Consider the following 14,464-nt stretch of genomic DNA (forward strand, 5'->3'; position numbering starts at 1 on the left):
CCTTAAGCCGCCTCGAGATCGAGATCCGCCCACACCGGCACGTGATCCGACGGCTTCTCCCAGCCGCGCACATAGCTGTCGATGCCGACATTGGCGAGCTTGTCGCTGGCCTGCGGCGACAGCAGCAGGTGGTCGATCCGCAGCCCCTGGTTCTTCTGCCAGGCCCCGGCCTGGTAGTCCCAGAACGTGTAGAGCCCGCCCTCGTCGGTGACGGCGCGCAAGGCGTCGCTGAGGCCGATGCCGAGCAGGGACTGGAAGCTCTCGCGCGTCTCGGTCTTGAACAAGGCGTCCTCGGTCCAGGCGGCCGGATTGTGCACGTCGCGGGCATGCGGGATGACGTTGAAGTCGCCGGCCAGGATCAGCGGGACCTCCTCCTTGAGTCGCTCCTTCGAATAATCAAGAAGCCGCGACATCCATTTGAGCTTGTAGGGATATTTATCGGTCCCGACCGGATTGCCATTGGGCAGATAGAGGCAGGCGATGCGCAGCACCCCTCGCTTCAGCGTCACCACGCCTTCGAGGAAGCGGGCATGGCTATCCTCGTCGTCGCCGGCGAGGCCCGACTTGGTCTCGTCGAACCTGAGCTTGGAGAGCAGGGCGACGCCGTTGAACGTCTTCTGCCCGTGCGTCACCACGTTGTAGCCGAGTGCCTCGATCTCCAGCCGCGGAAAGGCCTCGTCGACGCACTTGATCTCCTGCAGGCAGACGATGTCCGGCTGGCACTCTTTCAGCCAGGTCAGGAGCAGATCGATCCGCTGCCGGACCGAATTCACGTTCCAGGTGGCTACTCTGATGGGCATGGGGGGCTCCGGGCAGGGGTCTTTGTTAGAACAAAATGCAAACGCACCCGTCAAGCCGGCCGCAAAATCTCCCACAAAATTAACCCGGCTTAAGCAGGCCGCAGGCCATTGATCGTCAAGAGGTTCCTCGGATGGATGGCCGGACAAGGCGATGAATCGAACTCAGCCGCGTGACGGCCTGATCGGCGCGTTCCTGTATTGGCTCGGCGGCTTCGAGATCGAGGACGGTCTGACCGCCGATCTCAGCGAGCGCGAGATCCGCCGCATCCGCGCCAAGCAGATCGACGCGGTGACCCAGCTGATCCCCGTGACGATGGCCGTGACGATGCTGAACGTCGCCATCGTGCTGATCCTGTTCTGGGGCAGGGGCTGGAACGACTTCCTCGCGATCTGGGGCCTGACGCTCGCCGCCACCGCTTCGCTCGCGGTGCGCGCGTGGCACAAGTCGCATCAGAACCCGCCGCAGGAGGCATCGCCGCACGCGGCGCGGCAGATGCTGCGGCAGGCGTTTTTTCTCGCCGCGATCTGGGGCGCGCTGCCGCTCGCTCTGTTCAGCCGCATCGAGCCGACCAGTCAATTGCTCCTGGCCTGCCTGATGGTCGGCATGATGTCCGGCGGCGCTTTCACGCTCTCGACCTTCCCGCGCGCGGGCCTCGTCTATCTCGCGACCATGACGATCGCCTGCGCCGGTGCGCTGCTCCTGTGCGGCACCGGCCCATATCTGGTGACCGCCGTGTTCCTGCTGCTGTTCGCATTCTTCATGGCGCGCAACATCGTCTCCCAGGGCAACCTCTTCCTCGGCAATCTCAAGGCCCAGCTCGAGCTCGAGCGCCAGACCGAGATCATCTCGCTGCTGCTGAAGGATTTTCAGGAGAACGCCAGCGACTGGCTCTGGCAGACCGATGCCGAGGGACGCCTCGTCGACGTGCCCGAGCGCTTCGCGGACGTCGCGCAGCTGCCGCTTCCGCTGCTGAAAGGCGCGCAGTTCGCCGACGTGCTCGACATGCTCTGCCCCGAGGACAAGTCAGCGGCCTACAACATCGTCGGCCTGATGGAGCAGGCCGAGCCGCTGCACGAGATGAATCTCAAGGTCGTCGCCGGCGGCGAGGCCCGGCTGTGGTCGCTGACGGCGAAGCCGGCCCATGATCGTGACGGTCATTTCCTGGGCTATCGCGGCTTCGGGCGCGACGTCACCGAGCGCTGGCGCGCGGAAAAGGCCGAGGCCGAAAGCCGCGCCAAGTCAGACTTCCTGGCGGTGATGAGCCACGAGATCCGCACGCCCATGAACGGCGTGCTCGGTCTTGCCAGCATGCTCCTCGAAACCAGGCTCGATCCGGAGCAGCGCGAGGCCGTCACCACGATCCGCGAGTCCGGCGACAACCTCCAGCGCATCCTCAACGACATTCTCGATCTCTCCAAGCTGGAAGCAGGCCGCTTCCAGTTCGAGGCGATCGACTTCGCGCCGCAGGCGCTGGTCGAGACGGTTGCGACCGTGGTGCGCGCCAGCGCCAAGAGCAAGGGGCTCACGGTCAAGGTCGAGCTCGATCCGAACCTGCCGCCGACGCTCCGCGGCGACGTCGCGCGCATCCGCCAGGTGCTGCTCAATCTCGCCTCCAACGCTGTGAAGTTCACCGACGAAGGCGAGGTGACGATATCGGCGACCTGCCAGGCGCGGCGCGACCTGCTGGCGACCGTCGAATGGACGGTGACCGACAGCGGCATCGGTATCGCGCCCGACAAGCTCGACCTGCTGTTCAGCGACTTCGCCCAGGCTGATGCCTCGATCAGCCGCCGCTTCGGCGGCACTGGCCTCGGCCTTGCCATCAGCAGGCGGATCATCGAGCAGATGGGCGGCACGATCGGCGTCATCTCGACGCCGGGAGAGGGCTCGACCTTCCGCTTCACGCTGGTCCTGCCCTGGAGCCAGGCGCAGGCGTCCGATCAGGCTGGCGGCCGCGACGAAGCCGACGAGCTCCAGGCCCGGATCTCCGGTCTCGACCGGCCGCTGAAGGTGCTGGTCGCGGAGGACGATGCGGTCAACCGCATGGTCGTGAGCAAGATGCTGGGGGCATTCGACATCGAGCTGCGTGTCGTCACCGACGGGACCGAAGCCGTCGCGGCAGCCTGCGAGGGCAATTACGACGTCGTGCTGATGGACGTGCGCATGCCCGACATGGACGGGCTCGCCGCCACCCGCGCGATCCGCGCGCAAGGCGAGCGCTTCGAAGCCATGCCGATCATCGCGCTGACCGCCAATGCCTTCCCCGAGGACATCAAGATCTGCCGCGAAGCCGGCATGTCGGACTTCCTGGCCAAGCCGCTGCGCAAGCCGGCACTGGTCGGAGCGCTCCTGCGGGCGCTGGACGGTCACGTCATGTCGGAGGACGCACCGCTCCAGCCGACGTTGATGCCGGTCGAGGTGGCCTGGACGGACGAGGAAAGGGAGATAACGGGCGCGTAGGCGCGCTAGACCGAGAAGCTCGTCCCGCAGCCGCAGGACGCGGTGGCGTTGGGATTGTTGACGCGGAACGAGGCGCCGATCAGGTCGTCGACGAAATCGACCTGCGACCCCGCCAGGAACGGCTGGGAGGCGGAATCGACCAGCACCACCGCATTGTCCTGCTCGATCACGAGATCGTCTTCGGTGCGGGCGCGGTCGATGTCGAACTTGTACTGGAAGCCGGAGCAGCCGCCGCCCTCGACCGAAATGCGCAGCATCGCGCCCGAGCCTTCGCCCTTGAGGATCTCCCCAATCCGGCGTGCGGCCCGGTCGCTGATGGTCACGGCAGTCGTCATTGCTGGTCTCCGATAGTCCCGGCGTCATACCCAATTCATTTGGTATCCCGCGCCCGACATAGTTAAGTGCCACCATACGCAGAATCAAATGGATAGGGACTAAATTCGCCGTGTCCGTCGGAATGGCAGCCCCCCGCGCGCCCTATGCCTGCGACCCCGATCGCAGCCGCGGCCGGCTGGTCGCCGAGCCTCCGAGCCGGACCCGCAGCCCGTTCCGGCGCGATTGCGATCGGGTGATCCATTCCACCGCGTTCCGCCGCCTCAAGTACAAGACCCAGGTGTTCGTGTTCCACGAGGGCGACCACTACCGCACCCGGCTGACCCATTCGCTGGAGGTGGCCCAGATCGCCCGCGCGCTGGCCCGCCAGCTCGGGCTCGACGAGGACCTCACCGAAACTCTGGCGCTCGCGCACGATCTCGGTCATCCGCCGTTCGGGCATGCCGGCGAGCGGGCCCTGGACGCCTGTCTGAAGGCGTTCGGGGGCTTCGACCACAATGCCCAGACGCTGCGCGTCGTGGCTTCGCTCGAGCACCGCTATCCCGAGTTCGACGGGCTCAACCTGACCTGGGAATCGCTGGAAGGCATCGTCAAGCATAACGGTCCGCTGACCGACCGCAGCGGCGCCCCGGTCGGGGGCTACCGCGAGCATGGCGTTCCCGTCGGGATCGCCGACTACGTCAAGACCTACGATCTCGAATTGTGGAGCTTCGCCTCGCTGGAGGCGCAGGTCGCCGCGATCGCCGACGACATCGCCTATGATGCCCACGACATCGATGACGGTCTGCGCGCCGGCCTGTTCCAGCTCGACGATCTCAAGGTGATGCCGCTGACGGCGGAGATCATCGCCGAGACTGCGGCGCATTATCCCGATCTTGAAGACGTCCGGCGCGGTGCTGAGCTGGTGCGCGAGCTGATCTCGCACCTGATCGGAGCGGTGTTTGCGGAGACAGGGAAGAACCTGGCGGCCGTGAAGCCGCAATCGGCCCAGGATGTCCGCCGGCAGAGCCGGGCGCTGGTCGCGTTCCCCGCCGAAGTGGCCGAGGAAGAGGCCGCCATCAAACGCTTCCTGTACCAGCACATGTACCGCCACGCGCGGGTGATGCGGGTGATGGGCGAGGCCGAGCAGATCCTGTTTGACCTGTTCGCAAAATACCTGAAATCCCCCAGCGAGCTGCCGCCGGAATGGCTGCTGGGGTCGGAGGCGGACGATGAGGGCGACCGGGCCCGCCGGATCGGCAATTTCATCGCCGGAATGACCGACCGTTTCGCCCTGACCGAGCACCAGCGGCTCTTTGACTCGACCCCGGATTTGCGTTAGGCGGCGGCCATGCCCCAGACATCCTCATCGCTGCATCTGTTCGCCGACGTGCTCGCACGCGTGCACGGCGCCTGCCGCGCGCTTGCGGCGGATTCCAGCTGGCCCGAGGGCATCGATTTCTCCCGCGTCGTCGTCGAGCCGCCGCGCGATGCCTCCCATGGCGACATGGCGACCAACGCCGCCATGGTGCTTGCGAAAGAGGCAAAGGCAAAGCCGCGCGATCTCGCCGAGCAGATTGCCGAACGGCTGCGTGCCGACGCGCTCATCGCCAGGGTCGATGTCGCCGGTCCCGGCTTCATCAATCTGACGCTGAAGCCGGCCGCCTGGGCCGAGGCGCTGCGTACGGTGCTGCGCGAAGGCGCCGATTACGGCCGCATCCGGGGCGGCGCCAAGGTCAATGTCGAATACGTGTCGGCCAATCCGACCGGGCCGATGCATGTCGGCCATTGCCGCGGCGCCGTGTTCGGCGACGCGCTGGCCAGCCTGCTCCAGTTCGCCGGTCACGACGTCACGCGCGAATATTACATCAACGACGCCGGCGCCCAGGTCGACGTGCTCGCGCGCTCGGCCTTCCTGCGGTATCGCGAGGCGCTCGGCGAGGACATCGGCGCGATCCCGGAAGGGCTCTATCCCGGCGACTACCTCAAGCCGGTCGGGCAGGCGCTGGCGACGGAGCATGGCGACAAGCTGCTCGCGATGAGCGAGGCCCAGTGGCTGCCGACCGTGCGCGCCAAGGCCATCGCGATGATGATGGACGAGATCAAGGACGATCTCGCCGCCCTCAACATCCGCCACGACGTGTTCTTCTCCGAGCGCTCCCTGATCGAAACCGGCAACAACAAGGTCGCCGAGACCATCGATTTCCTGAAGGCCAAGGGCGACATCTACGAAGGCCGCCTGCCGCCGCCGAAGGGCGCGCCGGTCGAGGATTGGGAAGACCGCGAGCAGCTGCTATTCAGGGCGACCGCCTACGGCGACGACGTCGATCGTCCGCTGATCAAGTCGGATGGTTCCTACACCTACTTCGCCTCCGACATCGCCTACCACAAGAATAAGTTCGACCGCGGCTTTGCCGAGATGATCGACGTCTGGGGCGCCGATCACGGCGGCTACATCAAGCGCATGCAGGCGGCGGTGAAAGCGACGACCTCGGGCAAGGGATCGCTCGACGTCAAGATCGTCCAGCTGGTGAAGCTCTTGCGTAACGGCGAGCCGGTGAAGATGTCCAAGCGGAGCGGGGACTTCGTCACCTTACGTGAAGTGGTGGATGAAGTCGGCCAGGACGCCGTCCGCTTCATGATGCTGTACCGGAAGAACGACGCGGTGCTCGATTTCGACCTCGCCAAGGTCATGGAACAGTCGCGCGACAACCCGGTGTTCTACGTCCAGTACGGCCATGCTCGCGGTCACTCGATCTTCCGCAATGCTCGCGCCGAGGTGTTCCCGGAACTCCCGGAGGATGCCGGCGCGCGGATCGCATGGCTCGCTGAGTCGGCGGTGGAACGGCTGTCGGACCCCGTCGAGCTCGATCTTCTTAAGCGCCTCGCAATTTATCCGCGCATGCTGGAAGCTGCCGCCGCGGCCCATGAGCCGCACCGAATTGCCTTTTATCTCTATGATTTAGCCAGCGAATTTCATGCACTTTGGACGAAAGGGCGCGATTTGCCCTATTTACGCTTCATTATCAATAATGATGCAGATCTTACAAAGGCGCGATTGGCAATGGTCCAGGGCGTCGTCTCGGTCCTGGCATCGGGCCTCGCCATCCTCGGCGTCCATGCCCCGGACGAGATGCGGTAGTTTGGGGCGAACTACTTAAGGGGAATTCGGGGGTAACCGGCAGAAGCCGGATCGCTTAGACTTGGTTCAAAGCCTTGTGGGTCGAAAGCCGTGCCTTGGTCGAGGGGCGCGCGGCTTTCCCGAAGGGACGCATCATCACGATGGCCGAACGATATCAGGACAGACCGTTTCCTTCCGATGACTATGGTCGCGGCGGCGACCAGCATGGGAAGGCGGATAGCGATCCGTTGGCCGAGCTCGCCCGTCTGATCGGGCAGACCGATCCGTTTGCAGCGCAGTCGCGTCCGCCGGTCCAGAGCTATCAGGACCACGATTACCGCCAGCTCGATGATCAGCAGGACTACGCGGAGCAGGCACCGTCGCCGCCCTCATGGATGCGGCGTGCCAACGTGCAACCGCAGCCGGCACCCGCGCCGGAGCCTGACTATCCGGTCACCGTAAGCCCGGTCCACCCGCTGCATCGCTACGCCGCCAAGTCTGCCGCGCCCGAGCCTGTCGTTTATCAGCCCCAGGCCTATCAGGACACCTATCAAGATCAGGCTCATCAAGATCAGGCTCATCAGGAGCAGGCCTATCAGCAGCATGGTCAGGCCTACCAGGAGCAATCCTATCAGGAGCCGTATGCGCAGCCCGATCCGTCGCGCTACGACGATGCGCTCTATGGTCGGCTGGAGACGGGCGAGCAGGACTATCAGCGCGAGCCGGCCTATCCCGACGACCCTTACGCCGACCAGAGCGACTATCCGGAGGACGAGGTCGAGGAGCCGAAGAAGCAGCGCGGCGGCATGATGACGGTCGCGGCGATCCTGGCGCTTGCCGTGCTCGGCACCGGTGCTGCATTCGCCTACAAGACCTATATCGGCTCGCCTCGTAGCGGCGAGCCGCCGATCATCAAGGCCGACAACACCCCGACCAAGATCGTGCCGGCGCCGACGGACTCCGCGGTCAAGGTACCGGACCGCATGGTCAGCGGTGACGGCACCGAAAAGATCGTGCCACGCGAGGAGGCGCCCGTCGACGTCAACGCCAAGGCGGGCGGGCCGCGCGTGGTGTTCCCGCCGCTGAACCAGAATGCGAACCCGCCCTCGGTGGCGAGCGTGTCGCCATCCACCGTGCCGCCGCCGAGCGCGGGCCCGAGCCCGAGCAACGGCACGCTGCCGAACAATTCGCCGCGCGCGATCAGGACCGTTGCGGTGAAGGGCGATCAGACCGATAGCGCCGTGCCGCAATCGGCAGCCGCCAAGCCGGCGCCCGCGGCGCCGAAGCCCGTTGCCGCGCCGGTTGCGCCCGCCGCGCCGCGCAATCCGCCGACCTCGGCCAATGCCAGCGCCAACCAGCCGATGTCGCTGGCGCCGCAATCGTCCCCGGCGGCCGAGCCGCCGCAGCGGATAGCTGCGACCAACCCGACGCAGATCGCGCCCACCAGCAGCGGTGGCGGCTACATCGTGCAAGTCTCCTCGCAGCAGAGCGAGGACAGCGCCGCCGCATCCTACCGGGTGCTCCAGGGCAAGTACGGCAGCGTGCTCGGTTCCCGTTCGCCCGTCATCAAGCGTGTCGACCTCACCGACAAGGGCAAGGGAGTCGTCTACCGCGCCTTCGCCGGCCCCTATGGTTCGGCCGAGGAAGCGACGCAAGCCTGCAACAATCTGAAGTCCGCAGGCCTGTCTGCCTGCTTCGTCCAGAGGAATTAACGGTCGTTTCCTTGACCCCCTCGCGGGGCAGAGTTAATCGGCCGTTATGAGCACGCGGGCCTTCATTACCGGCGTATCCGGAACGGAACTGACCGCCGCCGAGCGGGAGTTTATCCGTGCCGAACGCCCATGGGGCTTCATCCTGTTCAAGCGTAATGTCGCAACACCAGCACAAGTTGCTGCGTTGGTTGCAGAATTGCGTTCGGTCGCGAAGGCCCCCGACGCGCCGGTCCTGATCGACCAGGAGGGGGGACGGGTGCAGCGGCTGGGGCCGCCACACTGGCCGGTTTATCCGCCGGGGGCCGTATTCGCGAATTTGTACGACACTGATTCGGCCCTCGGGCTCACTGCGGCGCGCCTCAGTGCCCGCCTGATCGCAGCCGATCTCGCCGATCTCGGCATCACCGTGGATTGCCTGCCGCTGGCCGACGTGCCGGTGCCGGGCGCCGATGCGGTCATTGGTAACCGGGCCTACGGCACGGAGCCGGGCAAGGTCGCGGCGATCGCCCGTGCAGTCACCGAGGGCCTGGAGCAGGGCGGCGTGCTGCCGGTGCTCAAGCATATTCCCGGGCATGGCCGCGCCACCGCCGACACCCATTTCAAGCTGCCGACCGTCGACACGCCCCGGGACGAGCTGGAGCGGACCGATTTCGCCGCATTCAAACCGCTGGCTGATCTGCCGATGGCGATGACTGCACATGTTGTGTTTAGCGCCTTCGACCCCGCCCATCCGGCGACGACATCTGCGACAATGATTGCTGACGTGATTCGCGGCGCAATCGGGTTCCAGGGTTTGTTAATGAGTGATGACGTGTCGATGAACGCGCTGTCGGGAAATATCGCCGAGCGGACTCGCGCGATCTTCGCGGCCGGCTGCGACGTGGCCCTGCATTGCAACGGCAACATCGAGGAGATGCGCGACGTCGCCGGCGAGACACCTGAACTGGCCGGTGGGGCGCTGGAGCGGGCGAACGCCGCGCTCGCCGCACGCAAGCCGCCGCAGCCGTTCGACCGCGTGGCCGCACGCGCCGAACTGGATGCATTGATCGCACGGGCAAACACGGCATCGGCATGACTGCAGAAATCCTATCGTTCGAAACCGGGCGGCCCGCAGAGCTCGCCGAGGGTGAGCCGGCGTTGGTGGTGGACGTCGAGGGCTATGAGGGCCCGCTCGATTTGTTGCTTGCGCTGGCGCGGCAGCAGAAGGTCGATCTCGCCAAGATTTCGATTCTCGCGCTCGCCGACCAGTACCTCCATTTCATCGAAGCCGCGCGAAAGATCCGGCTGGAGCTCGCCGCGGACTATCTGGTGATGGCCGCATGGCTTGCCTTCCTGAAGTCGCGCCTGCTGCTGCCGGAGCCGCCGAGCGCGGAAGGCCCGAGCGCCGAGCAGATGGCGACGGCGCTCGCCAACCGGCTGCGCCGCCTGGAAGCCATTCGCGAAGCCGCCAACCGGCTGATGAACAGGCCGCAATTGCAGCGCGACATCTTCGCGCGTGGCGAGCCCGAGCACATCGCCGAGATCAAGCACCCGAAATACACGGCCACGCTCTATGATTTGCTCACCGCCTATGCCGCGCAACGCCAGTCGCGCGTGCTGGCGAGCGTGCATCTGGCCAAGCGCACGGTGTGGTCGCTCGCCGAAGCACGCGCCACGCTGGAGCGGCTGGTCGGCAGCATCACCGAGCAGGACGATTGGGGTGTTCTCGACGACTTCCTGATCCGGCATGTCGCCGACCCGACGCAGCGCGCGACGGTGTTCGCCTCGAGCTTTGCCGCCGCGCTCGAACTGGTGCGCGAAGGTCAGCTCGAGCTGAATCAGAAGGAAGCGTTTGCGCCGATCTATTTCCGGAAGGGGCGCCCAAAACCGGTCCCGGACGCAGCTCCTGCGCCTGATGCGCCGGTCGCTTAAGTGCAAGAAGGAGAATCTGCCATGGCAAGCCTGGCTGAAGTGCGGGTAGAAGAGGCCGAGCCGATGGAGAACGAATCCCAGGCGCGTCCCGAGGAGTTGCGGCTGCTGGAGGCGCTGCTGTTCGCCTCGAATGAACCGCTGGACACTGCGACGCTGGCCAAGCGCATGCCCGAGGGCGTCGACGTCAAGGCTGCGCTCGAGCAGTTGCAGGCCGATTATGCCTCGCGCGGCGTCAATCTCGTTCGCGTCGCCAACAAATGGACGTTCCGCACCGCGGGCGATCTGGCCTGGCTGATGACGCGGGAGAGCACCGAGACCCGCCGCCTGTCGCGGGCCGCAATCGAGGTGCTCGCGATCATCGCCTATCACCAGCCGGTGACGCGGGCCGAGATCGAGGAGATCCGCGGCGTCGTCACGTCGAAGGGCACGCTCGACGTGCTGCTGGAGACCGGCTGGATCAAGCCGCGCGGCCGGCGCAAGACGCCGGGCCGGCCCTTGACCTTCGGAACCACCGAGGAGTTCCTGTCGCAGTTCACCCTGGAACAGCTCGGCGACCTGCCGGGCCTGGAAGAGCTGAAGGGGACGGGCCTGTTGGATTCGCGCCTGCCCACCGGGTTCAGCGTGCCGACGCCGTCGGATGATCCGGCCCTGCGGGAGGACGAGGATCCGCTGGAACCGGGCGATGACCTCGATCTCGCCCTTGCGCCTGCGGTCGAGCCTGAGAGTCCGCCAGAAGGCGGTAATGAGGGTGGCAGCGAAGGCGGCGCCGAGGACTGACGTACCGGCGAAATACGGGCCCCTGCGACCAGTTAACACTAGCAAGATTGCGTAGCGCCGACAGCGAATTGGCGCTGCCTTGGTCCTTGTTTTTGAGGTCTGCCAAGCCTAGGTTTCGGTGAGATCGGCCGGGTCCCCGGCCATGCGCGTTTGGAGGGTTGCAGGATGGGTTCACTCAGCATTTGGCACTGGATCTTGGTGATCGCAGTGGTCCTGCTGCTGTTCGGCCGCGGCAAGATTTCGGATCTGATGGGCGACGTGGCTCAGGGCATCAAGGCGTTCAAGAAGGGCATGCAGGACGACGACAAGGCTGCCGAGAAGCCCGAGCCGGCGAAGTCGATCGAGCACAATGCTGCGCCGACCGCGACACGGTCCGACGTCGGCAGCAAGGCCGTCTGAGCCGGAAGAAGCACGCGAGACGCGGGTAGCGGCCCGATCCTGCGCGCAAGGGATTGGGCCGGCTCCGGCTTCGCGTGAACGGAAGACCTCATGTTCGACATCGGGTGGAGTGAACTGGTCCTCATCGGGGTCGTGGCCCTGATCGCCATCGGCCCGAAAGAGCTGCCGGGCGTGCTGCGCATGGTCGGGCAGTGGATGGGCAAGGCGCGCAAGATGGCGGCCGAATTCCAGGGCCAGTTCCAGGAGGCGATGCGTGAGGCCGAGATGGCCGACCTCAAGAAAAGCTTCGACGAGGTCAAGGAAGCCGCCACGGGTTTCAATCCGATGAGCTCGCTCCAGAAGGACGTGAGCGACGCGCTTCGCATCGATGCGCTGGACAAGCCGGCCGAGACGCCGGCCGCTACTACCATCGATCCGCCCGTCACGCCCACGACACCGGAGACCCCGACGCCGTCGACCTTCATGGAAGCCGAAGCGCATGCGGCCGCGAACGAGCCGCTCGCGATCACCCGTGAGGTCGAACAGGCAGAGGTTGCGCAGGACACCGCGCCATCCGAAGCGATCAAGGACGCCAAAGCGTCATGACCGACGCCGATATCGAGGCCAGCAAAGCCCCGCTGATGGACCATTTGATCGAGCTGCGCTCGCGGCTGATCAAGGCGCTGCTCGGCTTTGGCCTGGCCTTCATCTTCTGCTTCTTCTTCGCCAAGCAGATCTACAACGTGCTTGTCTGGCCGTTCGTGTGGATTGCGGGGCCGGAGAACTCGAAATTCATCTACACGGCGCTGCTCGAATATTTCATCACCCAGCTCAAGCTGGCGCTGTTCGGCGCCGGCTTCATCTCGTTCCCGATCGTGGCGACGCAGATCTACAAGTTCGTCGCGCCCGGGCTCTACAAGCACGAGAAGCAGGCGTTCCTGCCGTATCTTGTCGCGACACCGTTCTTCTTCGTGCTGGGCGCGGCGCTGGTCTATTTCGTCGTGCTGCCGATGCTGGTGCGCTTCTCGCTCGGCATGCAGCAGACCGGCGGCGACGAGACCGCGCAGATCCAGCTGCTGCCCAAGGTCGGCGAATATCTGTCGCTGATGATGTCGCTGATCTTCGCCTTCGGCATCGCCTTCCAGCTGCCGGTGATCCTGACGCTGCTCGGGCGGATCGGCATCGTCAGCTCGACAATGTTGCGCGAGAAGCGCCGCTATTTCATCGTCTTGGCCTTCGTGATCGCAGCCGTGCTGACGCCGCCCGACGTGCTCAGCCAGTGCTCCCTCGCGTTTCCGCTGATGGCGCTCTACGAGGGCTCGATCCTCGCGGTGGCGATGGTGGAGAGGAAAGCGGCCGCCGCACAGGCTGCCACCGGCACTGACGTGTCGACGCCGGCCAATCCGGCGGAGTAGGGCGACCAAGCCCACCGGTGTCATTCCCCGCCTTGTGCGCAATTGCGCACTGGAGCGGGGAATCCAGTACGCCGCGGCCCCTCGGGGAAACACTGACGTCTCTGGAATACTGGATCGCCCGCTTTCACGGGCGATGACAGAATGCTAGGGGAAAGCGCGCCAATGTAAGTTGTCGGCATAAACGTTGACTATTTACGCGCTGATCCAGGACCACAGCCATGCACGACATCAAAGCGATCCGCGACAATCCGCAAGCCTTCGACGCCGGCCTCGCACGGCGCGGTTTGAAGCCGATGTCGGTCTCGCTGCTCGCGATCGACGAGAAGCGGCGTGCGGCGATCCTCGCCTCCGAGCAGGCGCAGGCGCGGCGCAATGCAGCTTCGAAGGAAATCGGCGATGCCAAGAAGGCCAAGGACGAGCCGCGTGCGTCGAAGCTGATGGCCGAGGTCGCCGAGCTCAAGACCACGATGCCCGAACTCGAAGCGGCGGCAAAAGCCGCTGACGATGAGCTGACCAAAGAGCTGGCCGCGATCCCGAACATTCCATTCGAGGACGTGCCCGACGGTCTCGACGAGCACGGCAACGTGCAGCATCACGTGTTCGGCAACAAGCGCAACTATGGCTTTGCGCCGAAGCTGCATGACGATCTCGGCACCGCGCTCGGCTACATGGATTTCGAAGCGGCGGCAAAACTCTCCGGCGCGCGTTTCGTCGTGCTGAAGAAGGGGCTGGCGCGGCTCGAGCGTGCCATCGGCCAGTTCATGCTCGATCTGCACACCACCGAGCACGGCTACACCGAGATCAATCCGCCGCTCCTGGTGCGCAACGAGGTGATGTTCGGCACCGGGCAATTGCCGAAATTCGAGGACGATCAGTTCTGGGCGATCAAGGGCGAGCTGCTCGCCTCGCCGGACCATGAGCGGCTGAAGACCGAGCGCCTCGGTCTGATCCCCACCGCCGAAGTGTCGCTCACCAATCTCGCCCGCGAATCCATCCTCGATGAGAAGCAATTGCCGATGCGGCTGACCGCGCTGACGCCATGCTTCCGCGCCGAGGCGGGTGCGGCGGGGCGCGACACTCGCGGCATGATCCGCCAGCACCAGTTCACCAAGGTCGAACTGGTCTCGATCACGACGCCGGAAGTGAGCAAGGACGAGCTGGAGCGGATGCTGTCCTGCGCCGAGCAGGTGCTGCAGAAGCTCGACCTGCATTACCGTGTGATGACGCTCTGCGCAGGAGATATGGGCTTCTCGGCGCAAAAAACCTATGACATCGAGGTCTGGATGCCCGGGCAGGGCGAGGGCGGGGCGTTCCGCGAGATCTCGAGCTGCTCGGTCTGCGGCGACTTCCAGGCACGGCGCATGGATGCGCGCTCGCGCGGGCCCGACGGCAAGCCGCGCTTCGTGCACACGCTGAACGGCTCCGGCACCGCAGTCGGCCGCGCGCTGATCGCCGTGATGGAAACCTATCAGCAGGAGGACGGCTCGATCGCGGTCCCGGACGTGCTCCAGCCCTATATGGGCGGGCTGAAGGTGATCGCGCGCGACTAAAGCGTTTTCCCGCGAAGTGGGCACGGG

13 protein-coding genes are annotated in these 14,464 nt (G+C 65.4%); 11 read left to right on the top strand and 2 right to left on the bottom strand.

From position 1 onward, the window contains the following. Window positions 1–2: 2 nt before the first annotated feature. Window positions 3–800 carry an exodeoxyribonuclease III gene (xth, locus tag ACTEK7_RS02060; protein WP_225147105.1) on the bottom strand — a complete coding sequence of 266 codons (798 nt, stop codon included), beginning with the start codon at window positions 798–800 and terminating at the stop codon, window positions 3–5. 151 nt (window positions 801–951) lie between these two features. Here xth and ACTEK7_RS02065 point away from each other — a divergent pair, with 151 nt between their 5' ends. Next, on the top strand, window positions 952–3,261 hold the full coding sequence (locus tag ACTEK7_RS02065; RefSeq protein WP_225147104.1) for an ATP-binding protein: 2,310 nt from the start codon (window positions 952–954) through the stop codon (window positions 3,259–3,261). A gap of 5 nt (window positions 3,262–3,266) precedes the next feature. Here ACTEK7_RS02065 and erpA read toward each other — a convergent pair whose 3' ends face one another. After that, on the bottom strand, window positions 3,267–3,596 hold the full coding sequence (erpA, locus tag ACTEK7_RS02070) for an iron-sulfur cluster insertion protein ErpA (RefSeq protein ID WP_225147103.1): 330 nt from the start codon (window positions 3,594–3,596) through the stop codon (window positions 3,267–3,269). 110 nt (window positions 3,597–3,706) lie between these two features. On the opposite strand from erpA, the gene ACTEK7_RS02075 reads away from it, so the two are divergent. The 10 genes from ACTEK7_RS02075 to serS all read left to right on the top strand — a co-directional run bounded on the left by ACTEK7_RS02075 (window position 3,707) and on the right by serS (window position 14,437). After that, complete coding sequence (locus tag ACTEK7_RS02075; RefSeq protein ID WP_036028249.1) at window positions 3,707–4,915, top strand: deoxyguanosinetriphosphate triphosphohydrolase; 1,209 nt, start codon at window positions 3,707–3,709, stop codon at window positions 4,913–4,915. A gap of 9 nt (window positions 4,916–4,924) precedes the next feature. Next, window positions 4,925–6,715, top strand: coding sequence for an arginine--tRNA ligase (argS, locus tag ACTEK7_RS02080; RefSeq protein ID WP_036028247.1), 1,791 nt, complete (start codon window positions 4,925–4,927; stop codon window positions 6,713–6,715). 140 nt (window positions 6,716–6,855) lie between these two features. Continuing rightward, complete coding sequence (locus tag ACTEK7_RS02085) at window positions 6,856–8,406, top strand: SPOR domain-containing protein (RefSeq protein ID WP_225147102.1); 1,551 nt, start codon at window positions 6,856–6,858, stop codon at window positions 8,404–8,406. A 46-nt stretch (window positions 8,407–8,452) separates the two neighbouring features. Further along, window positions 8,453–9,481 carry a beta-N-acetylhexosaminidase gene (gene nagZ, locus ACTEK7_RS02090; protein WP_036028239.1) on the top strand — a complete coding sequence of 343 codons (1,029 nt, stop codon included), beginning with the start codon at window positions 8,453–8,455 and terminating at the stop codon, window positions 9,479–9,481. Then, window positions 9,478–10,317 carry a segregation and condensation protein A gene (locus ACTEK7_RS02095; protein WP_036012765.1) on the top strand — a complete coding sequence of 280 codons (840 nt, stop codon included), beginning with the start codon at window positions 9,478–9,480 and terminating at the stop codon, window positions 10,315–10,317. Before nagZ ends, ACTEK7_RS02095 begins: the two co-directional genes overlap by 4 nt. Window positions 10,318–10,338: 21 nt before the next feature. Continuing rightward, window positions 10,339–11,094 (top strand): SMC-Scp complex subunit ScpB, encoded by a 756-nt coding sequence (gene scpB / locus ACTEK7_RS02100; protein WP_036012763.1) that lies wholly within the window; start codon window positions 10,339–10,341, stop codon window positions 11,092–11,094. 165 nt (window positions 11,095–11,259) lie between these two features. Then, window positions 11,260–11,493 carry a twin-arginine translocase TatA/TatE family subunit gene (locus ACTEK7_RS02105; RefSeq protein ID WP_036012762.1) on the top strand — a complete coding sequence of 78 codons (234 nt, stop codon included), beginning with the start codon at window positions 11,260–11,262 and terminating at the stop codon, window positions 11,491–11,493. A gap of 90 nt (window positions 11,494–11,583) precedes the next feature. Continuing rightward, the gene (gene tatB, locus ACTEK7_RS02110; protein WP_036012760.1) at window positions 11,584–12,078 is read left to right on the top strand and encodes a Sec-independent protein translocase protein TatB; all 495 of its coding nucleotides are present in this window, start codon (window positions 11,584–11,586) and stop codon (window positions 12,076–12,078) included. Further along, the gene (tatC, locus tag ACTEK7_RS02115; RefSeq protein ID WP_036044242.1) at window positions 12,075–12,887 is read left to right on the top strand and encodes a twin-arginine translocase subunit TatC; all 813 of its coding nucleotides are present in this window, start codon (window positions 12,075–12,077) and stop codon (window positions 12,885–12,887) included. The genes tatB and tatC overlap by 4 nt, the downstream gene beginning before the upstream one ends. A 218-nt stretch (window positions 12,888–13,105) precedes the next feature. Further along, window positions 13,106–14,437: a serine--tRNA ligase gene (gene serS / locus ACTEK7_RS02120; RefSeq protein WP_036028231.1), complete on the top strand. Its 1,332-nt coding sequence runs from the start codon at window positions 13,106–13,108 to the stop codon at window positions 14,435–14,437. Window positions 14,438–14,464 lie beyond the last annotated feature (27 nt).

Source organism: Bradyrhizobium sp. JHI2711, from assembly GCF_056156565.1.

Bases quoted from the DNA above. Each gene is read 5' to 3' on its own strand.
- ACTEK7_RS02085 (WP_225147102.1), top strand. From the start codon at position 6,856: ATGGCCGAACGATATCAGGACAGACCGTTTCCTTCCGATGACTATGGT.
- tatC (WP_036044242.1), top strand. From the start codon at position 12,075: ATGACCGACGCCGATATCGAGGCCAGCAAAGCCCCGCTGATGGACCAT.
- tatB (WP_036012760.1), top strand. From the start codon at position 11,584: ATGTTCGACATCGGGTGGAGTGAACTGGTCCTCATCGGGGTCGTGGCC.
- serS (WP_036028231.1), top strand. From the start codon at position 13,106: ATGCACGACATCAAAGCGATCCGCGACAATCCGCAAGCCTTCGACGCC.
- erpA (WP_225147103.1), bottom strand. From the start codon at position 3,596: ATGACGACTGCCGTGACCATCAGCGACCGGGCCGCACGCCGGATTGGG.
- ACTEK7_RS02105 (WP_036012762.1), top strand. From the start codon at position 11,260: ATGGGTTCACTCAGCATTTGGCACTGGATCTTGGTGATCGCAGTGGTC.
- nagZ (WP_036028239.1), top strand. From the start codon at position 8,453: ATGAGCACGCGGGCCTTCATTACCGGCGTATCCGGAACGGAACTGACC.
- xth (WP_225147105.1), bottom strand. From the start codon at position 800: ATGCCCATCAGAGTAGCCACCTGGAACGTGAATTCGGTCCGGCAGCGG.
- scpB (WP_036012763.1), top strand. From the start codon at position 10,339: ATGGCAAGCCTGGCTGAAGTGCGGGTAGAAGAGGCCGAGCCGATGGAG.
- argS (WP_036028247.1), top strand. From the start codon at position 4,925: ATGCCCCAGACATCCTCATCGCTGCATCTGTTCGCCGACGTGCTCGCA.
- ACTEK7_RS02065 (WP_225147104.1), top strand. From the start codon at position 952: ATGAATCGAACTCAGCCGCGTGACGGCCTGATCGGCGCGTTCCTGTAT.
- ACTEK7_RS02095 (WP_036012765.1), top strand. From the start codon at position 9,478: ATGACTGCAGAAATCCTATCGTTCGAAACCGGGCGGCCCGCAGAGCTC.